The 14,027-nt window shown below is 71.5% G+C and carries 12 protein-coding genes; 5 read left to right on the top strand and 7 right to left on the bottom strand.

Going from position 1 to position 14,027, the window contains the following annotated elements; translation table 11 throughout:
* Window positions 1-12 precede the first annotated feature (12 nt).
* Window positions 13-1,221: a saccharopine dehydrogenase family protein gene (locus H4O22_RS06595; protein WP_182526220.1), complete on the bottom strand. Its 1,209-nt coding sequence runs from the start codon at window positions 1,219-1,221 to the stop codon at window positions 13-15.
* 24 nt (window positions 1,222-1,245) lie between these two features.
* Window positions 1,246-2,679 carry a gamma-aminobutyraldehyde dehydrogenase gene (locus tag H4O22_RS06590; protein ID WP_182526219.1) on the bottom strand — a complete coding sequence of 478 codons (1,434 nt, stop codon included), beginning with the start codon at window positions 2,677-2,679 and terminating at the stop codon, window positions 1,246-1,248.
* 121 nt (window positions 2,680-2,800) lie between these two features.
* Here H4O22_RS06590 and H4O22_RS06585 point away from each other — a divergent pair, with 121 nt between their 5' ends.
* Both H4O22_RS06585 and H4O22_RS06580 read left to right on the top strand, forming a co-directional pair.
* The gene (locus H4O22_RS06585) at window positions 2,801-4,189 is read left to right on the top strand and encodes an aspartate aminotransferase family protein (RefSeq protein WP_182526218.1); all 1,389 of its coding nucleotides are present in this window, start codon (window positions 2,801-2,803) and stop codon (window positions 4,187-4,189) included.
* A gap of 173 nt (window positions 4,190-4,362) precedes the next feature.
* Entirely contained in the window at window positions 4,363-5,304 is a 942-nt protein-coding gene (locus tag H4O22_RS06580; RefSeq protein ID WP_182526217.1) for a type IV toxin-antitoxin system AbiEi family antitoxin domain-containing protein, read from the top strand.
* Between the two features lie 54 nt (window positions 5,305-5,358).
* On the opposite strand, the gene H4O22_RS06575 is transcribed toward H4O22_RS06580, so the two are convergent.
* The 4 genes from H4O22_RS06575 to H4O22_RS06560 are packed head-to-tail and all read right to left on the bottom strand — an operon-like array spanning window position 5,359 to window position 9,407.
* Window positions 5,359-6,156 carry an ABC transporter permease gene (locus tag H4O22_RS06575; RefSeq protein WP_244963134.1) on the bottom strand — a complete coding sequence of 266 codons (798 nt, stop codon included), beginning with the start codon at window positions 6,154-6,156 and terminating at the stop codon, window positions 5,359-5,361.
* A complete protein-coding gene (locus H4O22_RS06570; RefSeq protein ID WP_182526216.1) occupies window positions 6,153-7,115 on the bottom strand; it encodes an ABC transporter permease in 963 nt (320 codons plus the stop codon). Before H4O22_RS06570 ends, H4O22_RS06575 begins: the two co-directional genes overlap by 4 nt.
* A complete protein-coding gene (locus tag H4O22_RS06565) occupies window positions 7,115-8,269 on the bottom strand; it encodes an ABC transporter ATP-binding protein (RefSeq protein ID WP_244963133.1) in 1,155 nt (384 codons plus the stop codon). Before H4O22_RS06565 ends, H4O22_RS06570 begins: the two co-directional genes overlap by 1 nt.
* Window positions 8,262-9,407, bottom strand: coding sequence for a polyamine ABC transporter substrate-binding protein (locus H4O22_RS06560; RefSeq protein ID WP_244963132.1), 1,146 nt, complete (start codon window positions 9,405-9,407; stop codon window positions 8,262-8,264). Before H4O22_RS06560 ends, H4O22_RS06565 begins: the two co-directional genes overlap by 8 nt.
* A gap of 214 nt (window positions 9,408-9,621) precedes the next feature.
* Between H4O22_RS06560 and H4O22_RS06555 the strand changes: the two genes are divergently transcribed.
* The 3 genes from H4O22_RS06555 to ddaH are packed head-to-tail and all read left to right on the top strand — an operon-like array spanning window position 9,622 to window position 12,304.
* Window positions 9,622-10,095 carry an Lrp/AsnC family transcriptional regulator gene (locus tag H4O22_RS06555; RefSeq protein WP_182526213.1) on the top strand — a complete coding sequence of 158 codons (474 nt, stop codon included), beginning with the start codon at window positions 9,622-9,624 and terminating at the stop codon, window positions 10,093-10,095.
* A complete protein-coding gene (locus H4O22_RS06550; protein WP_220451308.1) occupies window positions 10,080-11,483 on the top strand; it encodes an NAD(P)/FAD-dependent oxidoreductase in 1,404 nt (467 codons plus the stop codon). The genes H4O22_RS06555 and H4O22_RS06550 overlap by 16 nt, the downstream gene beginning before the upstream one ends.
* Before the next feature lie 44 nt (window positions 11,484-11,527).
* Window positions 11,528-12,304 carry a dimethylargininase gene (gene ddaH, locus H4O22_RS06545; protein WP_280530187.1) on the top strand — a complete coding sequence of 259 codons (777 nt, stop codon included), beginning with the start codon at window positions 11,528-11,530 and terminating at the stop codon, window positions 12,302-12,304.
* A gap of 113 nt (window positions 12,305-12,417) precedes the next feature.
* Here the strand turns inward: ddaH and H4O22_RS06540 are convergent, their stop codons facing one another.
* A complete protein-coding gene (locus H4O22_RS06540; RefSeq protein ID WP_182526211.1) occupies window positions 12,418-13,848 on the bottom strand; it encodes a M1 family metallopeptidase in 1,431 nt (476 codons plus the stop codon).
* Window positions 13,849-14,027: the final 179 nt, after the last annotated feature.

The raw sequence follows: 14,027 nt of genomic DNA, 5'->3' as shown, positions 1-14,027 counted from the left end.
GCGCTCCTGACCTCAGCGCTCCTGGATGGCCCAGGGGCTGCCGTACTCGGTGAGCAGGTCGAGGAACGGCACCGCGTCGAAGGCCTCCGGCCCCAGGACGCCGGTGCCGGACCAGGTGCCGCGCGCGAGCAGCTCCAGGGCGACGACCGGGTTCACCGCGGTCTGCCAGACCACGCACTGGTGGCCGTACTCGCGCATCGACCACGCGTTGTCGACCACGTGGTAGAGGTACGTCGACCGCGGCGCGCCGTCCACGCCCGTGCCGGTGACCCACAGGCCCGCACAGGTCTTGCCGGTCATCCGCGGCCCCACGGTGGCGGGGTCGGGCAGCACGGCCGCGACCACGTCGCGCGGGCTGACCTCGACGCCCTTCACCCGGACCTTCTCGGTGCGGTCCAGGCCGAGGGCGTGCAGCACCTTGAGGACGGTGATGAACTCGTCGCCGAGGCCGTACTTGAACGTCGCGCGCTTGCAGTCGATCCAGCGCGGCATCAGGAGCACCTCCTCGTGCTCGACGTTCACGCACTCGACCGGGCCGATCCCCTCGGGGAAGTCGAAGACCTCCGGCTCCGAGAACGGCGCGGTGGTGTGCCAGGCGCCGTCCTCCCAGACCACCGGCGGGTTGAGGCACTCCTCGATCGTGGTCCACATCGAGAACGACGGCGCGAAGACCTCGTGGCCGTCGTCGTCGGTGACGACCAGGTTGGCGCCGTCGCGCACGCCGAGCTCGTCGATCTCGCTGAACAGGTGGTCGGCGGCGTACCGCGCGAACACGTCGGAGAGCCCCGGCTCGACGCCGATGCCGACGAGCGCCAGCCGCCCGGCCGTCTCCCAGTCCCCGGCGACCGCGAACTGCTCGTCGCCGAGCTTCACCCCGGTCCGCTCGTACGGCGCCTCGGGGTGCGGCCGGGAGAGCGACATCGCCATGTCGAGGTAGTCGGCGCCGGCCGCGAGGGCGCCGGCGAAGACGCTCATCGTGAACAGCGGGTCGACGGCGTTCATCACGTGGGTGATCCGGTGCTCGCGGCACAGCGCGGCGACGTTCTCGGCACTTTCGGCGTCGACCTGCGCCGCGACGTACCGCTCGTCGGTGGCGGCGGCCCGCTCGGCCCGCGCCAGGTCGTAGTCGGCCACGACGACCGTCTCGAAGAAGTCGCGGCGGGCCGCGATCGCGGTGAACGCGCCGCCGACCCCGCCGGCGCCGACGAGCAGCACCCGCATGTCACTCACCTCATCCCTCGCCGCTCACTCGCCGATGTAGCTCATGACGTGCTTGATCCGGGTGTAGTCCTCCATGCCGTACATCGAGAGGTCCTTGCCGTACCCGGAGTGCTTGAAGCCGCCGTGCGGCATCTCGGAGACGAACGGGATGTGGGTGTTGATCCACACCGCGCCGAAGTCGAGGCGGCGCGACATCCGCAGCGCCCGGGCGTGGTCCTTGGTCCAGACGCTGGAGGACAGCCCGTACTCGACGCCGTTGGCCCAGCGCAGCGCCTCGACCTCGTCGCCGAACCGCTGCACGGTCATCACCGGGCCGAAGATCTCGGTCTGCACCTGCTCGTCGTCCTGGCGCAGCCCGGAGAGGACGGTGGGCTCGTAGAAGTAGCCGCGGTCGCCCTGGCGGGCGCCACCGGTCTGCACGGTGGCGTGGTCGGGCAGCCGGTCGACCATGCCGGAGACGTGCGCGAGCTGGTTGGCGTTGTTGAGGGGGCCGTAGTAGGTGGCCTCGTCGTCGGGCATGCCGGTCGGCATGCCCTTCGCGGCTTCCGCGAGCGCGGCGACGAACTCGTCGTGGATGCCGGCCTGGACCAGGACGCGGGTCGCGGCGGTGCAGTCCTGGCCGGCGTTGAAGAGCCCGGCGCCGGCGATGCCCTCGGCGGCGCTCGCGATGTCGGCGTCGTCGAAGACCACGACCGGCGCCTTGCCGCCGAGCTCGAGGTGGACCTTTTTCAGGTCGTGCGACGCCGCCTCGGCCACCTGCATGCCCGCGCGGACCGACCCGGTGATCGCCACCATCTGGGGCGTCGGGTGGGCGACCAGCGCCCGACCGGTGTCGCGGTCGCCGCACACGACGTTGAGGACGCCCGGGGGCAGGAACTCCTGGCACAGCTCCGCGAGCAGCGTCGAGCTCGCGGGCGTGGTGTCGCTGGGCTTGAGGACCACGGTGTTGCCGGCCGCGAGCGCCGGCGCGATCTTCCAGATCATCATCAGCAGCGGATAGTTCCACGGCGTCACCTGGCCGACGACGCCGATCGGCTCGCGGCGTACCCAGGAGGTGTGGTCGGCCATGTACTCCCCCGCCGACCGCCCCTCCAGCAGCCGGGCCGCGCCGGCGAAGAACTTGAAGTGGTCCGAGGCGTAGGGCATCTCCTCGGCCATCGTGACCTGCACCGGCTTCCCGGTGTCGCGGCACTCGACCGCGTTGATCTCCTCGACCCGCTCCTCGATGGCGGCGGCGACCTTGAGCAGCGCGTTCGAGCGGTCCTGGGGCGTCGCGTACGCCCAGCCCTCGAACGCGGCGTCCGCCGCGGCGTACGCGCGGTCGAGGTCCTCGGCGCGGGAGAGCGGCGCGTGGGCGTACACCTCGCCCGTGGTCGGGTCGATCACCTCGTAGGTCTCCCCCGAGGCGGAGTCGACGAGCTCACCGTTGACGACGTTCTGGAAGGTCTGGTCGGCCATGGCCGAAACACTAGTCATCCCGCGCCGCAATGGGGAGTATCACAACGAAATCCGCAAGGAAACACCCCTCCGCCCGACGGAATCGCTTGCTCCTGCCGTCTCGACAGCGCACCATGGACCCATGTACGCCGACAACGACCAGCTCCAGCAGGCAGCCCGGGACCACCTCTGGATGCACTTCACCCGGCACGGCTCCTACCAGGACGCCGACGTCCCGGTGATCGTGCGCGGCGAGGGCGCCTACATCTACGACTCCACCGGCAAGCGGTACCTCGACGGGCTCGCCGGACTCTTCGTCTCCCAGCTCGGGCACGGGCGCACCGACCTGGCCGAGGCGGGCGCGAAGCAGGCGGCCGAGCTGGCGTTCATGCCGCTGTGGTCCTACGCGCACCCCTCGGCGATCGAGCTGGCGGCGAAGGTCGCGTCGTACGCCCCGGGCGACCTGAACCGCGTCTTCTTCACCAGCGGCGGCGGCGAGGCCGTCGAGACCGCGTGGAAGCTCGCGAAGAACTACTTCAAGCTCACCGGCAAGCCGATGAAGCACAAGGTGATCAGCCGGGCGATCGCCTACCACGGCACCACCCAGGGCGCGCTGTCGATCACCGGGCTGCCGCTGCTCAAGCAGCAGTTCGAGCCGCTGGTGCCCTCGACGTTCCGGGTGCCGAACACCAACGTCTACCGCGCGTCGGAGTCCACCGGCGGGCTGCTCGACGGCAGCGACCCGGAGGCGTTCGGCCGCTGGGCCGCCGACCAGATCGCGGTCGCGATCGAGAACGAGGGGCCCGACACCGTCGCCGCGGTCTTCCTCGAGCCGGTGCAGAACGCCGGCGGCTGCTTCCCGCCGCCCCCCGGCTACTTCCAGCGGGTCCGCGAGATCTGCGACGAGTACGACGTGCTGCTGGTCAGCGACGAGGTCATCTGCGCCTTCGGGCGCCTGGGCCACATGTTCGGCGCGGAGCGCTACGGCTACCAGCCCGACATGATCACCTGCGCCAAGGGGATCACCTCCGGGTACGCCCCGCTCGGCGCGATGATCGCCTCCGACCGGCTGATGGAGCCGTTCCTGGCCGAGGGCGAGATGTTCGCGCACGGCTACACCTTCGGCGGCCACCCCGTCTCCACCGCGGTGGCGCTGCGCAACCTGCAGGTCTTCGAGGAGGAGAAGGTCCTCGAGAACGTCCGCGACAACGAGGCGACGTTCCGGTCCACGCTCGAGCGGCTCAAGGATCTCCCGATCGTCGGCGACGTCCGCGGCGAGGGGTACTTCTACGGCATCGAGCTGGTCAAGGACAAGGCCACCAAGGAGACCTTCACCGCCGAGGAGTGCGAGCGCCTGCTCTTCGGCTTCGTCTCCAAGCAGCTCTACGCCGAGGGCCTCTACTGCCGCGCCGACGACCGCGGCGACCCCGTCGTCCAGCTCGCTCCCCCGCTCATCTGCGGCCCCGAGCACTTCGACGAGATCGAGCAGATCCTCCGCGCCGTCCTCGACAAGGCCTCCTCCCTCCTCTGACTGTGGAGGAAATCGCCGAGTCGGCGTGAGCTGTACGCCGACTCGGCGTGAGTTGTACGCCGAGTCGGCGCGGGCTGTCGGTCAGTCGTCCCCAGAGCGCCGTCGGCGGGGCCTTGTCCACAGGCAGAGCACCCGCCGGGTACGTCGGACGGCGGGCCGGGCACGCCCTGCCGATGACGATCCCGCTCCCCGACGACTTCCCGTTCCGGCCCGACGAGCCGTTCACCCGGGCGCAAGCCCTGGAGGCCGGACTCTCGGACCGTCGACTCGGTCAGCTCACCAAGCAGCACGTCCTGCGACGCCCGATCCGCAACGTGTACGTCGGCGCCGCGACCCCCGACTCACTCGCGCTGAGGTGCCGGTCGCTCGGGCTCGTCGTCCCCAGCGACGGGTTCGTGTGCGACCTGACCGCCGCGTGGGTCCACGCGGGCGAGAAGGCGCTGCCGCCGGGCGCTCACGAGCGGGTCCCTCCCGTCTCGTTCTTCCGCCCCAGCGGCGGCAGACGCCTCCGCAACGTGCTCACCGAGAGCGGGGAGCGGAGGGTCGAGCCGCGGGACCTCGTCGAGATGCACGGTCTCGTCCTGACCACGCCGCTCCGTACGGCCCTCGACGGCGGCCGCCTGCAACGCGGACCGGACATGCGGCTGTGGACGATGTCCTGCATGCTCGCCCAGGGCTCGTTCACCCTCCCCGAGCTGTGCTCCGAGCTCGGGAGATTCGCCCGGCAGCGCGGGATCGTCCTCCAGCGCGAGCTCGTCGCTCGGGTGGACGCCGGCTTCCAGTCCTTCGGCGAGGCCGCGCTCGCCAACCGGTGGTGGGACGCCGCGCTGCCCCGCCCGCACACCCAGGTCGAGGTCGTCCGGGACTGCGGCTCGTCGTACTTCATCGACCTCGGGCTGCCCGGGGACCTCTTCGGTGGGGAGTACGACGGCGACGAGTTCCACTCGACCGACGACCAGCGTGCCCACGACCGCGGACGCCGCGACTGGCTGCGGCACCACCGGAGCTGGCGCATCGAGGTCTTCACCGCCACCAACACCTTCGGCTACCGCCAGGACGCAGAGCGGGTCCTGCGCGACGCGTGGGACTCCCACCGACGCATCCGGTACCTCTGACAACTCACGCCGACTCGGCGTACAACTCACGCCGACTCGGCGTACGACCCCGGATCAGGTGAGGGCGTTGCGGCGGCGGCGGTTGCCGAGCTCGCCGAGGACGACGATGGAGACCGAGATGACGAACATCAGGGTGCCGACCGCGTTGACCTGCATGGGTACGCCGCGCTGGTTGGCGCCCCAGACGTACATCGGGAACGTCGTGGTGGTGCCGGCGTTGAGGTTGGTGATGATGAAGTCGTCGAAGGACAGCGAGAACGCCAGCAGCGCGGCGCCGAGGATGCCCGGGAAGACCAGCGGGAAGGTGACCCGCCAGAACGTCTGGGCGGGGGTGGCGTAGAGGTCCATCGCCGCCTGCTCGAGGGTGTCGTCCATACCGGCCAGCCGGGCGCGGACGGTCACCACCACGAAGGACAGGCAGAACATGATGTGGGCGATCAGGATCGTCCAGAAGCCCAGCTGCCCGGCGAACCCGGAGGCCACGAACAGCGCCAGCAGCGAGGAGCCGAGCACGATCTCGGGCGCGGCCATCGGCAGGAAGATCAGCAGGTTCGTCGCGGAGCGGCCGCGGAAGTCGTGGCGCACCAGCGCGAACGCCATCAGCGTGCCGAGCACCGTGGCGACGAGCGTGGAGAGCCCGCCGATCGCCAGGCTGCGGCCGAGCGCGGCACACATGCCCTCGGCGTCGCAGAACCCGGTCCAGTTGTCGAGGGTGAACCCGTCGAAGCGGTAGACGTTGCGGCTGGCGGGGTCGTTGAAGCTCATCAGCACCACGATGAAGATCGGCACGAACGTGTAGACCAGCACGACGATCCCGAGCAGGAGCACCAGGTGCTCGCGGACCCACCTCACAGCAGCTCCTCCGTCCCGGCCCGGCGGACGTAGACCAGCACCATCACCACGATCAGGACCATCAGGACCATGGAGAGCGCCGCCGCCGACGGGTAGTTGTTGGCGTCCACGAACTGGCTCTGGATGACGCTGCCGATCATCCGCTGGTTGGGGCTGCCGAGCAGCACCTGGTTGATGTAGTCGCCGACCGCGGGGATGAAGGTCAGCAGCGTGCCGGAGACCACCCCGGGCAGCGACAGCGGCCAGGTGACCTTGAAGAACCCGACGACCGGGTTGGCGTAGAGGTCGGAGGACGCCTCGATCAGCCGCGGGTCGATCTTGTCGAGGCTGGCGAAGAGCGGCAGCACCATGAACGGCAGGAAGTTGTACGTCAGGCCGGCCACGACCGCGACCGGGGTCGCGAGCAGCCGCCCGTCGTCGCCCAGCAGCTGCAGGAACTGCAGCGTGCTCACCACGAACCCGTCGTCGGCGAGGATCAGCTTCCACGACAGCGTGCGGAGCAGGAAGCTGGTGAAGAACGGCGCGATCACCAGCACCAGCATCAGGTTCTTCCAGCGGCCGGCCTTGAACGCGATCGTGTACGCGAGGACGTAGCCGAGCACCAGGCAGATCAGCGTCGCGATCGCGCCGTACCCGAGCGAGCGCAGCAGCGGGACCTTGAACTCCGAGATCGCGTCCCAGTAGTTCGCCCAGTGGTAGGTCATGTCGTAGCCGCGGAAGTCCGACCCGGCGGGGTCGTACAGGCTGGTCGCCAGCAGGCTGTAGAACGGGATGACGAAGAAGACGATCAGCCACAGCAGGCCCGGGAGCAGCAGCAGGTAGCCGACCCTCCCCCGGCGCCGCCCGCTGCCGTCGGAGCCCGGGTCGGCGCCGGTGTCGACGCCCGGCCCGGAGCCCGGTCCGGAGCCCGGGTCTGGGTCCGTGACCGCGACCGGGGCGACGCCCGCCGTGCTCGACATCAGTGGTCGTCCCTCTGCGCCCCCGCCGACGCGTCCTGGGAGATGTCGAGGACGAAGGCGTACTCGGGCCGCCACGAGAGCTCGACCTGCTCGCCGGTGCGGAACATCCGGACCCGGCCGGTGTTCTGCTGGAAGACCTGCAGTTCCTGGCCCCACGGCATCCGGACGAGGTACTGGGTGCTGACGCCGTTGAAGCTGACGTCGCTGACCACGCCGCCCGGGATCGCGTTGCCGGGGGCGTCGAGCGCCTCGCCGACCTCGCCGATCAGCACCTTCTCCGGCCGGATGCCGATCCAGCCCTTGCCGCCGTCGGTGTGCGTGCGGGCCACCGGCACCGAGACCGCGATGCCGTGCATGTCGAGGGTCGTGAGGTCGGCGTCGCGCCCGGTGACGCTGCCCTCGATCAGGTTGGACTGGCCGAGGAAGTTCGCCACGAACGTCGACCGCGGGTTCTCGTACAGCTCGGCCGGGGCGCCGAGCTGCTCGATCACCCCGGCGTTCATCACCGCGACGGTGTCGGCCATGGTCATGGCCTCCTCCTGGTCGTGGGTGACGTGCACGAAGGTGAGCCCGACCTCGACCTGGATCCGCTTGATCTCGATCTGCATCGCGCGGCGCAGCTTGAGGTCGAGCGCGCCGAGCGGCTCGTCGAGCAGCAGCACCTCCGGCCGGTTGATCAGCGCCCGGGCCAGCGCGACCCGCTGCTGCTGGCCACCGGAGAGCTGCGCCGGCTTCTTCCGCGCCTGCGTCTGCAGCTCCACCAGCTCGAGCATCTGCTGCACCTGCGCGTCGACGTCGCGGACCTTGCGCCGCTTGAGGCCGAACGCGATGTTCTCGTGGATGTCGAGGTGCGGGAACAGCGCGTAGTTCTGGAAGACGGTGTTCACCGGGCGCTGGTACGGCTTGGCCCGGGTGATGTCCTGGCCGGCCAGCGTGATGGTGCCCGACGTCGGCGTCTCCAGCCCGGCGACCATCCGCAGCGTCGTGGTCTTGCCGCAGCCCGACGGGCCGAGCAGCGCGATGAACGACCCGCGCGGCACGTCGAGGTCGAGGTCGTCCACCGCGGTGAACGAGCCGAAGGACTTGGTCACCCCGCGCAGCCGCAGCCCGTCGTACGCCGTGTCGCCGGCTGGTGCGCCCGCCGTCTCAGCCACCTGTGACATTGGCCCAGTCTCCTTCGTACTCGATGCTCTGGCGGTCGTCGAGCGGCATGAAGTCGAACGTCGTCGCGAGCATCTCGTCGTCGGGGAAGATCAGCTTGTTGTCGACCAGCGACGGGTCGATCTTCTCCATCTCCTCGCGGGCGCCCTGGACGGGACAGATGTAGTTGACCCAGGCGGCGAGCTTGGCGGCGACCTCGGGCTCGTAGTAGTAGTCGATCCACGCCTCGGCGTTGTCCTGGTGGGTCGCGAGGTTCGGCACCAGCATGTTGTCGCTCCAGAGCGACAGCCCCTCCTCGGGCGCCACGAACCTGATGTCGGGGTTCTCGAACTGGAGCTGGATGACGTCGCCGGACCACGCCTCGCAGGCGTGGATGTTCCCGGCGGCGAGGTCCTGGGTGTAGTCGTTGCCGGTGAAGGCGCGCACCTGGCCGTCGGAGACGACCTGCCGGAGCCGGTCGATCGCCTGGCCCCACTCCGCGGAGGAGAACTGGTCGGGGTCGGCGCCCTCGACCCTGAGCATGAACGCCATGGTGTCGCGCATCTCGGAGAGCAGCGTGACGCGGCCCTTGAGGTCGGGGCGGGTCAGCAGCTCCTCGAAGCTGCGCACCTCGCCGGTCTTCGCGGCGTTGTAGGCGATGCCGGTCAGGCCGGTCTGCCAGGGAGCGTGGAACTCCAGGTCGGGGTCCCACTGCACCCCCCGCAGCGGCTCGATCAGGTTGGCGTGCAGGTTGGGGACCTTCGCCTTGTCCAGCGGCTGGATCCACCCGAGGCCGATCATCCGCGCGGCCATCCAGTCGGTGAGCATCACCATGTCGCGCTCGGTGGACTGGCAGTCGCCCATCTGGTTGCGGACCTTGGCGTAGAACTCGGCGTTGTCGTTGACGTCGTCGGAGTAGTCGACGCTGATGCCGGTGCGCTCCTGGAAGACCGAGAGCGTCGAGGTCGCCTTCTTGCGGGGGTCGATGTACTGCGGCCAGTTGGAGACGACCAGCTCCTTCTCCGAGGACGACAGGTCCCCCGCCCGGCAGGACGCCGGGTCCTGCTGGGCGCCCTCGGTGGCGAAGAACGGCAGCTTCAGCGCCCCCACGCTGGCCCCCGCGAAGGCGACGGCGCCCACACCGCGGAACACGGTCCGACGGGACACCCCGGACCGGGGTCCGGGCGACACGGACGACATGCGGCTCCCCTCGGGACGTCCCTCATGAATGCTCGGATCGTGCCACGCGGGGCGGGTCGCGACAAGCGATCCCGTCGATCGGAAACCTGTTCGCAACGAAATCGCTCGTGCGAAGGCGTGCGCGCCGATGCTTGGTCCAGTCCGCCGAGCCTGGGAGCATGAGCGCATGAGTCCCCAGCGGGAGCGCGGTGCGGTGCACCTCGACGACGTCTCCAAGGCCATCATCGAGCAGCTCCAGCAGGACGGACGGCGCTCGTACGCCGCGATCGGCAAGGTCGTCGGCCTCTCCGAGGCGGCGGTGCGCCAGCGCGTCCAGCGGCTCATCGACGGCGGCGTCATGCAGGTGGTGGCCGTGACCGACCCCCTCGAGCTGGGCTTCGCCCGGCAGGCGATGGTCGGCATCCGGGTCACCGGGCCGCTCGAGCCGGTCGCCGACGCCCTCGCGGAGCTGACCGAGGTCGACTACGTCGTCATCACCGCCGGCAGCTTCGACCTGCTCGCCGAGGTGGTCGCCGAGAGCGACGAGCACCTCCTGGAGATCATCTCCCGGCGGATCCGCGACATCGAGGGCGTGGTCGCCACCGAGACGTTCATGTACCTGAGCCTGCACAAGCAGACCTACTCGTGGGGTGTGCGCTGAGCGAGAGGTACGCCGGGCTGTCGCTCTGGCACGAGACCGCGGGCACCGACTGGGCCCCGCGGCCGGCGCTCGCGGGCGACCTCGACGTCGACGTCGCGATCGTGGGCGGCGGCCTCACCGGCCTGTGGACGGCGTACTACCTCATCGACGCCGACCCCACCCTGCGGGTCGCGGTGCTCGAGGCCGAGGTCGCCGGGTACGGCGCGTCCGGACGCAACGGCGGCTGGTGCTCGGCGCTCTTCCCGGCCTCGCTCGGCAGCCTCGCCGCGATGGCCGGTGGCGGCGCGGCCGGGAGGGCGGCGGCCCTCGCCCAGCACGCGGCGATGCGGGCCACGGTCGACGAGGTGGTGCGGGCCGCGGCGGCCGAGGGCATCGAGGCCGACGTGGCCAAGGGCGGCACGGTCGTGGTGGCGCGCAGCCGGGCGCAGCTGGCCCGGGCGCACGCCGAGGTCGAGGACGCGCGGACCTGGGGGCGCGGCGAGGACGACCTGCGGCTGCTCGGCGCCGACGAGGCGCGGTCGGTGCTCGCGGCCACCCGCACCCGCGGCGCGACGTACACGCCCGACTGTGCGGCGGTGCATCCCGCGCGCCTGGTGCGCGGGCTCGCCGACGTCGTGGAGCGGCGCGGCGTCCGCGTGCTGGAGCAGTCGCCGGTCACGCGGATCGAGCCCGGGGTCGCGCGCACCGAGCACGGCCGGGTCCGCGCCGAGGTCGTGGTGCGCGCCACCGAGGGGTACACCCCGCGGCTGCCGGGCCACCGGCGGGCGGTCGTCCCGGTCTACTCGCTCGTGATCGCGACCGAGCCGCTCCCCGCGGCCACCTGGGAGGAGATCGGGCTGGCCCGGCGCGAGACGTTCAGCGACCACCGGCACCTCATCGTCTACGGCCAGCGCACCGCCGACGACCGGCTGGTCTTCGGCGGCCGCGGCGCGCCGTACCACCTCGGCTCGCGGATCCACCCCGACCACGACCGCGACGAGCGGGTCTTCGCGAAGCTCTACGCCACCCTCACCGACCTGTTCCCGGTGCTGGCCGGCACCCGCGTCACGCACGCGTGGGGCGGCGCGCTCGGCATCGCCCGCGACTGGACCGCCTCGGTGGGGCTGGACCGGACGACCGGGCTCGCGTGGGCCGGCGGGTACGTCGGCGACGGGCTCTCGACCACCAACCTGGCCGGCCGGACGCTGCGCGACCTGGTGCTCGGCCACGACACCGAGCTGGTCGGCCTGCCGTGGGTCGGGCACCGCTCGCCGCCGTGGGAGCCCGAGCCGCTGCGTTGGCTCGGCATCAACGCCGGCCTGCGCGCGATGACGCTCGCCGACGCCGAGGAGACGCTCACCCGTCGACCCAGCCTGGTCGCCAAGGTCGTCGCCCCGCTCCTGCACTGAGATTTCACTCGGCGGCCACGCGCCGTCCGGTCCATGATGTGCCCGTGACCCTGCGCGCCCTCGTCCGCCGACCGAGCCCGCTCCTCGCCAAGGGGCTGCTCACCCATCTCCCCCGCACGTCTGTGGACGTCGCGTTGGCGCAGCGCCAGTGGGAGGGGTACGTCGCCGCGCTGCAGGCCGAGGGCTGGGAGACCGTCGAGGTGCCGCCCGCGGAGGACTGCCCCGACGCGGCGTTCGTCGAGGACACCGTCGTGGTGCTGGGCGACCTCGCGGTCGTGACCCGTCCCGGCGCCGTGGAGCGGCGGCCGGAGACGGCCGGGACCGAGGAGGCCCTGCGCGGCCTCGGCTACCGGATCGCCCGCATCGAGGCGCCCGGCACGCTCGACGGCGGCGACGTCCTCAAGCACGTGACACCACACGGGGTCACGGTCTGGGTCGGTCAGGGCGGCCGCTCCAACGCGGCGGGGCTCGAGCAGCTGACCGCCCTCCTGGCGCCGCTCGGGGCGGAGGTGATCGGCGTGCCGGTGACCAAGGTGCTGCACCTGAAGTCGGCCATCACCACGCTCCCCGACGGCACCGCGATCGGGTTCGCGCCCCTCGTCGACCACCCCGACGCCTGGGACCGCTACCTCCCGGTCCCCGAGGAGGCCGGCTCCCACGTCGTCCTGCTCGACGACAGCACGGTGCTGATGTCCGCCGCCGCCCCGCTCACCGCCGCGCTCCTCGAGGAGCGCGGCCTGCGCGTGGTGCCCGTCGAGATCAGCGAGTTCGAGAAGCTCGAGGGGTGTGTGACCTGCTTGTCGGTGCGGTTGCGGGGCTGAGGGGTCGCCCGCGGGGGGACGATTCACCGGTCGACCGGTGAATCGTCCGCTTGACCGACGGAGCTTCGTCGGTCAAGCGGAAGGTTTCTCGGTCCAGTACGCCGTCCCGCGGGTCAGAAGCCGTTCGCGGCGGTCCGGGCCGGCCGCTCGGGGGTACGCAGCCAGGCGTCGAAGAACTCGTCGAGGTCCTCGCCGCTGACCTCCTCGGCGAGCGCCGTGAACTGCGCGGTCGACCCGGTGGTGCCGGCGCGGGTGCGCAGCCAGGTGCGCAGCAGCGCCATGAAGTCGCGGTCGCCGATCCGGTGCCGCAGCGCCTGGAAGGTCATCCCGCCGCGCAGGTAGACCTCGAAGGAGAAGAGGTCGCGCCGGCCCGGGTGGTCGATCCGGAGCCTCCAGAAGTCGGGGTCCCTCGACAGCCCCGCGTGCGTGGTCTCCAACCACTGCTGGCCGCTCTGGCCGCCGTGCGTCTCGCGCCAGAGGGCCTCCATCCAGGTGGCCGCGCCCTCGTTGAGCCAGACGTCGCGCCACCGCTCCACCGACACCGAGTCGCCGAACCACTGGTGGGCGACCTCGTGGACGACGATCGAGCGGCCGCCGCGGCCCAGCACGGGGTACGTCGGCCGCGTCTGGTTCTCCAGCGCGAAGCCGGGGTTCAGCGAGGTGGTGATCCCGCCGGTGCTCTCGAACGGGTAGCGGCCGAGCCGGCGCTCGGCCCACGCGGTGATGCCCGGCGTCCTGCGCATCAGCCGCATGCTCCGCTGCTGCTGCGGCGCGGTCAGCCGCTCCGAGACCGCGACGTACCAGGGCAGCCCGCGGTGCCGGCCCTGCTTGACCCGGAAGTCCCCCGCCGCGAAGAAGGCGAGGTAGGGCACCATCGGGTCGCTCGAGCGCCAGTGCGTGGTCGCGCGCTCCCCGCGGACGGTGCGGCCGACGCGGCGGCCGTTGCTCACCACCTGCTTCTCGCGCGGCACGGTGACGTGCACGTCCATCCGGGCGCGGTCGGTCGGGTGGTCGTTGGCGGGGAACCACCACGGCGCCATGTGCGGCTCGGCCATCGTGACCACCTCGTGCCGGTCGGCGAGCCACGGGCGGGACCCGGCGTACGACACCGAGCCGGGGCGGCCGCCGTACTCCACCACGACGTCGACGGTGCGCCCCGCGCGCAGCGGCCGCCGCGGCGTCACCTGCAGCTCGTGGGGGTCGGGCTTGCGGTACGCCGCGGGCCGCCCGTCGACGCGCACCGAGCGCACCGGCAGCACCAGGTCGAGGTTGAACCGGCTCAGGTCGCGCTCGGCGGTGAGCGTGACCCGGGTCCGGCCGCGCAGCTCGGCGCTCTCGAAGTCGTAGGAGACGTGCACCTCGTAGCGGCGCACGTCGATGCCGCCGTTGCCGTCGAGGGGGAAGTACGGGTCGCCGACGCCGCTCGCGCCGGGTCGCGGGTCCGCGGGTGCCGGACGCGCGGTCGCGGACGGCGACCCGAGGAGCGTGCCCCCCAGCGCCACCGAGACCAGCAGGACCAGGCCACGGCGGGCGGGCGTCAGCACCGGGGCAACCTAACGGACCGGGGCGGTACGCCGTAATCCGGTTGCCGCGGTCCCGGGCCGGGCCCCAGCATGGCGGGAGCCGGCCGCGTCCGCAGCCCGCCCGTCGAGAGGAGCGTGACATGTCCATGACCGTCCCTGGCCTGTCCGCAGACCACCCCCTCACCTCTCGATGGAGCACC

The organism is Nocardioides dongkuii (genome assembly GCF_014127485.1).
GTDB classification, from domain to species: Bacteria; Actinomycetota; Actinomycetes; order Propionibacteriales; family Nocardioidaceae; genus Nocardioides; species Nocardioides dongkuii.
The sequence above is the reverse complement of the archived record's forward strand: the minus strand, read 5'-3'. Positions and strand labels throughout refer to the sequence as shown.